Source organism: Variovorax soli NBRC 106424 (assembly GCF_001591385.1).
GTDB lineage: Bacteria > Pseudomonadota > Gammaproteobacteria > Burkholderiales > Burkholderiaceae_C > Variovorax > Variovorax soli.
Genome location: NZ_BCUU01000167.1, coordinates 1 through 6,507, shown reverse-complemented (window position 1 = coordinate 6,507; position 6,507 = coordinate 1). Strand labels below are relative to the sequence as shown.

Genomic DNA, 6,507 nt, shown 5'->3' with positions numbered 1-6,507 from the left:
ATGGACGCCCGCGCGGGCCGGCGAAGCCGCACCGTTCCCGGAACGCGCCCTGTCCCTGTGGGTGCCGTGGACGGCCGGTGGCGGGACCGACCTCACGCTGCGCCTGCTGGCCGAGCTTGCGCAGGCGCATCTGGGCCAGCGCATCGTCATCGAGAACCGGGGCGGCGCGGGCGGCACGCTGGCCATGCCGGTGCTGCAGCAGGCGCTGCCCGATGGCTACACCCTGGCGCAGATGCCGCAGACGGTGTTTCGCGCACCGTTCACCCGCAAGGTCGCATGGGACCCGATCCGCGACACCACCCCCATCCTGCAGGTCAGCGGCGTGACCTTCGGCCTGCTGGTGCCTGTCGACAGTCCGCTGGACAGCGTGGCCGACCTGCTGGCGCAAGCCGCCGCGCAGCCCGGGCGCGTGACCATCGCCACCAACGGCATCGGCACCACCCCGCATGTGGTGCTCGACGCGCTGTTCGCGCGGCATGGCCTCAGCTTCGTCCATGTGCCCTACAAGGGCGTGGCCGAGCAGATGATCGCCCTGTCGGGCGGCCAGGTGATGGCCGGCGTCAATGCCAGCGGCTTCGCGCCTTACGTCGACTCCGGGCGCCTGCGGCTGCTGGCCACCTTCGGTGCTACCCGTTCCGCGCGCTGGCCGGACGTGCCGACGATGCGCGAGCTGGGCCATGACATCGTCGCCATGTCGCCCTACGGCCTGGCCGGTCCCCGCGGCCTGCCCGAGGCGGTCGTGCGGCGGCTGCACGACGCTTTCCGCAGCGCGCTGTTCGACGCGCGCTACATCGCAGAGCTCGCCCGGTACGACCAGGAGGTCGCCTACCTCGACAGCGCCGCCTACGCACGCAGCATGCGCGAGGCCTATGCAGCCGAGAAGCGCACCGTGGAGCGCCTGGGCCTGGCGCCGGCATGAAGACGAGTGGCATGAGCCGGATGCCGGGGTCATGGAAGTGCCGGATCGCCGCCGCACTGCTGCTGCTGTGCCTGGCCGCCTGCGCGCATGCCGGCGTGATGACGCGCGCCGCGGTGCAGCAGGCTTTGGGCGCGCCGCTGGTGGTGGGCGAGCGCGATGCGCAACTGCCGGTCTGGCCCATCTTCCGGCAGGAGGCGACCTCGACGGTGCTGGCCGGCTATGTCTTCGAGTCGATCGACCTGGCACCCATTCCCGGGTTCTCCGGCACGCCCTTCAACCTGCTGGTCGCACTGGACACCAAGGGCACCTTCCTGCAGGTGCGCGTGCTCTCGCACCATGAGCCGGTGTTCCTCGACGGGCTGGGTGAAGGGCCGCTGCTGCGCTTTGCCGACCAGTACCAGGGCCTCTCGCTGCGGCACAACATCAAGATCGGCACCAACGCCAACCGCGGCGACGTCGGTGCCAGCGCCAACGTCTACATCGACGGGGTGGCCAAGGCCACGGCCTCGGTGCGCATCCTGAACCAGAGCCTGCTGTCTTCGGCGCTGCGCGTGGCGCGGGCTCGGCTGGGCTTTGCCGCGGGCCAGGACCCTGGCCAGGTCGCGCGCGTGAGGGGCGACACCTACGCCCCCATGGACTGGGACGCCCTGCGCCAGGCCGGCCTGGTCCAGCACCAGCGCATCGCGCACACGGCGGTAGAGCAGGCCTTCGCGGGCAGCGGTGTCGGGCGCCCCGTCAACGGGCCGGGCGGCGATACCGACCTCTACATCGCGTATCTCAACAGCCCGCTGGTGGGCCGCAACCTGTTGTCCGAGGCGGGCTGGAAGCGCCTGCTGGGGCGCCTGGACGAGGGTGACCATGCGTTCCTGGTGATCGCGGCCGGCCCGCACACCTTCGTGGGCGAGCGCTTCGTGCGCGGGGCGGTGCCCGACAGGCTGACGCTCCAGCAGAACGAACTGCCGCTGGAGCTGCGCGACCTCGATCTGGACGAGCCGCTGGCGCTGCCGCACAACCTGCGCGGCGCCGACGCCAAGGTCTTCCGGGTGATCGGCCCGGCCGGGCTCGACCCGGCGCAGCGCCTGGATTTCGCGCTTCGGGTGACGCGGGACAAGGGCGTCCTCTATCCCGAGCGCATCGCGCGCAGCTTCACGCTGCGCTACCTGCTGCCGGCCAGCCAGGTGTCGATGCCCGCCGCGGACATCACGGGCTGGCAGGGCATCTGGCGGGCCCGCGCTGCGGAACTCGCGGTGCTGGCCGCCGCATTGGCGCTGCTCGCCGCCGTGCTCGCCCGACCGAAGTGGATCGTCGCCACGCCGGCGCGCCTGGCGCGCTTCCGGCTGGGCTACCTGGTCTTCACCCTCGTGTTCATCGGCTGGTTCGCGCAAGGGCAGCTGTCCATCGTCAACATCACCGGCGTGGTGCAGGCCGCCGCGGCCGGGCGGGGGCTGGAATTCCTGCTCTACGACCCGATGACGGTGGCGCTGTGGGCTTTCGTTGCGCTGACGCTGGTCGTGTGGGGGCGCGGCACCTTCTGCGGCTGGCTCTGCCCCTTCGGCGCCATGCAGGAACTGGTGGCGCATCTGGCAAGGGGGATGGGCGTGCGCCGCATCCGGCTGCACCGCAGCCTCGATGCGAAGCTCAAGTGGGTGAAGTACGCGGTGCTTGCCGTCATGGTCGGCCTGGCGGTGGTGTCGCCGGCGTGGAGCGACCGGGCGGTGGAGGTCGAGCCGTTCAAGACCGCGATCACGCTGGGCTTCGTGCGCTCATGGCCCTACGTGGCCTGGGCGCTGGCCTGCCTGCTGACCGGCGCCTTTGTCTACAAGGGCTACTGCCGCTACCTCTGCCCGCTCGGTGCGGGCCTCGCCGTGCTGGGGCGCGTGCGGCTGCTGCGCTGGATCGCGCGCCGCCCCGAATGCGGCACCCCGTGCCAGACCTGCCGCCACCGCTGCGAGTACCAGGCCATCCAGCCGGCCGGGACCGTCGTCTACGAGGAGTGCTTCCAGTGCCTGGACTGCGTGGCCATCCACGACAGCCCGGCGCGCTGCGCGCCGCTCATTGCCAGGCAGCGCGACCGCGTCATTCCGATCCGCGCACTGCCCGCGCCGGCAGGGAGCACGGGATGAAGCGGCGCCAGTTCCTGCATGCCGGGCTGGGCCTGGGCGCGCTGGCCGGTTTCGCCGAGCTGACGCCGGCGAGTGCGTCACTGACCTGGGCCCATCGGTCGCTGCTGGGTTTCGGCACCACGCTGTCGCTGCAGGCCGGGCATGAGGACGTCCGCACGCTGGATCGCGCGCTCGACGCCGCGGTGCGCACCCTGCGGCGGATCGAAAGCCAGATGAGTCTGTTCGACCCCGCAAGCGCCCTCTCCCGCCTGAACCGCGACGGCGAGCTGATGTCGCCGCCCGCCGAACTGGTGGAGATCCTGGACATCGCCCACAACATCTCGCGCGACCACGACGGCGCCTTCGATGTCACGGTGCAGCCCCTGTGGCGCGTGTTTGCGCACGCGCAGCGCGAGGGCCGCCTGCCCGATCGCCGGGAGATCCGGGATGCGCGGGCCAAGGTGGACTGGCGCGCGCTGCAGGTCTCGGCGCGGCGAATCCGCTTCGACATGCCGGGCATGGCCGCGACGCTCAATGGCATTGCCCAGGGCTACGCGGCCGACCGGGTGCGCACAGTGCTCGCCTCGCATGGCATTGCGCATGCGCTGCTCGATGCCGGCGAGTTTGCGCCCCTCGGCGCCACCCGCGAGGCGCGTCCATGGACGCTCGGCATCGCCGACCCGCGCGCCGAAGATGCGCTGATCGCACGCCTGATGACCGACGGCCGCTGCGTCGCGACATCGGCCGACAACCTCGCGACTTTCAGCGCCGACCATCTTCACCACCACATCCTGGATCCACGCACCGGCTATTCCCCCACCGGGCTCTCGGCCGTGACCGTGGTGGCCGACAGCGGCGCCGTGGCCGATGCCTTGACCAAGGTCTTCTTCGTGGCCGGGCCGTCGCAGGCGCGCGCCCTCGCCTACCGCTGGAAGGTCGATGCGCTGTGGGTGGACAAGGCCGGCCGCTGGGAGGCCACGCCCGGCCTGCTGATCGAGCGGGCCTGATGCCGGGCGAAGCGGCGCGGCTCAGTGGTCGAAGGTGTAGCGCAGGCCCACCCAGGCCGCGCGCGGCGCACCCGGCGACATCAGGCTGGCCCGGCTCACCGGGTAGTCGCCGTTGGCGTTCTGCGGCAGCCCGCGCGCGATGTAGGCGCCGCTGTCGGTGAAGCCGTTGGCCGCCAGTTGCCCGCCGGTGGCGTAGCGCGTGTCGAACAGGTTGGACACCTGCACGAAGAACTTCAGGCCCGGGCGCGGCTTGTAGTCGACCCCGAGGTTGAAGACCGCGTAGCCGGCGCTCCGGCCGGGCCCGGTGTAGTACACGCCGTCGGGGGCATGCTGCCCGTTCTCGTTGCCGCGCAGCCTGGCGCCGCTGGAGGCCAGCATGTCCATGCCGATGCGCCACTGCGCATGGGGCTCATAGTCGGCGAACAGCTTGAGCACCTGCGACGGCAGCATCGGGATGCGGTCGCCCGGGCGGATGTGGATGTTGCCGTCGGTGCCCGGAAAGCCCGCCAGCGCCTGGTCGTTGCTGCTGTTGCCGGCCCCGCCGAGCGTTTCCGCGCTGCGGTAGGTCGCATCCAGCAGCATGAAATTGCCGCCTACGGTCAGGCCGCGGGCAGGCTTGGCGCTCAGGCCCAGCTCCAGCCCCTGCCGGCGCGTCCTGCCGAAGTTCCTGAAGTAGCCGAAGCCGCTGGAGTCGTCCGCCACGAACAGCAGGTCGTCGCGGTTGTCGGAGCGGAAGACGCCCACGTTCCAGGCGATGTCCGGCTGCAGCACGCCGCGCAGGCCGGCCTCGAAGGTGGTCGTGACCACCTGCCTGAGCGGCGGATCGCCGGCAAAGGCGTTGGGCAGCTTGCACGGGCTGGCCGGGTCGGCGCAGCCCAGCTCGATGGCCGTCGGCGCGCGGCTGCCCTGGTTGGCGCCGGCATACAGCGTGACGGCCTCGCTGGGCGCGAAGGTCAGGCCGACTGCAGGGTTGAGGCGGCCGAAGGTGTAGTGCCCGTCCAGCGAACCGGCGCCGCCGCCGGGGGTGAGCTGGTCGCTGTTGTCGACGGTGGTGCGGTTGTAGCGGGCCGAGAGCGTGAGGTGCGTGCGTGTGTCCAGCGCGATGGTGTCGGTGGCGAACAGGCTGGCGGTGCGCGATCGGCTGCGCAGGTCCACCCGCGCGTCGAAGGCGTCCTCCGAATCCTGCGTGCCGTCGGCGAAGGCGCCCGGTCCGCTTACCGGCGTGACGGTGCGGTCGGGGTTGATGTAGCCGAACTGCGTGCCCTGGCCGAAGCGGATGCGGCTGGCGTCGTAGGCCGCGCCGAGCACGAGCAGGTGCTCGAGCTGGCCCGTCCTGGCTTGCGTGGACAGCTGCGCGGCCAGGCCGTAGTTCTGCTGCTGCGTCTCGGTCCGGTTGAGCAGGCCGTTGCACTTCTCGTTCGGCTCGGTGTTGAGCAAGGCGTTGGCAATGCAGCGCCACTTCGGAAAGGGCGTGTTCGAGGCATTGGCGCCGCTGGCCGGGTAGCCGGTGTAGCCCGCGGCGGCCAGTGCCGCACGTTCGCTCGCCGTGGGCTGGTACACCGACTCGCTCATCGACTCGTCGTTGACGTCGCCGTTGAAGGTGCGGGTCTTGATGTTGCGGTAGTAGGCGTTGCCGCTGAGCGTCCAGTCCGCGTTCAGCGCCTGCATGAGCGACAGGTTGAGGAAGGCCGCCTGGTTGCGCGTGGTGTCGGGAATGGTGCGCACGCTGTGCCAGTCGCGCCCCAGCGCGCCCAGTTCCTGCGTGCCGTTGCCGGTGAGGTCGTTGTCGGCCAGGGCCGCCGTGAGCGAGATGCTGCCGTCGCCCGTCACGCGGCCGACCTTGGCGAACAGCTGCCGAAGGTCGGACGGCGAATCCACGCGCCAGCCGTGCTCATGCAGGCGGTTGCCGCTCACGAACCAGTTCCAGCCGCTGGCCTTGTCGCTGCCGCCGGTCTCGAATTCGGCAGCCGCGCGGCCCCAGGGGCCGCCCATCAGCTGCACCGAGGTGCCGGCATCGCGCAGCCCGTCCTTGGTCTGGATGGCCAAGGCGCCGCCCAGCGTGTTCAGGCCGAACAGCGGGTTGCTGCCCGGCATCAGGGCCACGGTCGACAGCGCCGAGCGCGGAATCAGGTCCCAGCTCACCACATCGCCGAAGGGCTGGTTCAGGCGCACGCCGTCCATGTACACCGACAGGCCCTGCGGCGTGCCCAGCAGGGGCGATGCGGAGAAGCCCCGGTAGTGGACGTCCGGCTGGAACGGGTTGCCCTGGGTCTCGTTGACCGTCACGCCGCCGACGGCGCGCCACAGGTAATTGGACAGGTCGGGCGAATGCAGCCGCTCCAGGTCGGCGTCGGTGGCCGTCTGCACGTTGGCGGGCACCTGGTCGCGCGGCACGTCGATGCCCGGCAGCGGCGTGGGTGCCACCACCACGAGGGTGGCCAGTTCGCGCGCCGGCTCCGGCGCCGGGGCATCGGCCCGG

At 71.3% G+C, this 6,507-nt stretch carries 4 protein-coding genes; 3 read left to right on the top strand and 1 reads right to left on the bottom strand.

Annotated features, from left to right (window positions below; translation table 11 throughout):
• From VSO01S_RS25540 to VSO01S_RS25530, 3 genes are all read left to right on the top strand, one after another.
• Window positions 1-919 (top strand): tripartite tricarboxylate transporter substrate binding protein (locus VSO01S_RS25540; protein ID WP_068645575.1); only part of this gene is annotated, 919 nt, incomplete at its 5' end.
• An 11-nt stretch (window positions 920-930) separates the two neighbouring features.
• Window positions 931-3,042: a 4Fe-4S binding protein gene (locus VSO01S_RS25535; RefSeq protein ID WP_245684326.1), complete on the top strand. Its 2,112-nt coding sequence runs from the start codon at window positions 931-933 to the stop codon at window positions 3,040-3,042.
• Window positions 3,039-4,028 (top strand): FAD:protein FMN transferase, encoded by a 990-nt coding sequence (locus VSO01S_RS25530; RefSeq protein ID WP_068645574.1) that lies wholly within the window; start codon window positions 3,039-3,041, stop codon window positions 4,026-4,028. The genes VSO01S_RS25535 and VSO01S_RS25530 overlap by 4 nt, the downstream gene beginning before the upstream one ends.
• A gap of 21 nt (window positions 4,029-4,049) precedes the next feature.
• On the opposite strand, the gene VSO01S_RS25525 is transcribed toward VSO01S_RS25530, so the two are convergent.
• Window positions 4,050-6,507: TonB-dependent receptor (locus VSO01S_RS25525; protein ID WP_153305440.1), on the bottom strand; the 2,458-nt coding region annotated here is incomplete at its 5' end.

Coding starts and splice junctions, on each gene's coding strand:
- VSO01S_RS25535 (WP_245684326.1), top strand. CDS start 931: ATGAGCCGGATGCCGGGGTCATGGAAGTGCCGGATCGCCGCCGCACTG.
- VSO01S_RS25530 (WP_068645574.1), top strand. CDS start 3,039: ATGAAGCGGCGCCAGTTCCTGCATGCCGGGCTGGGCCTGGGCGCGCTG.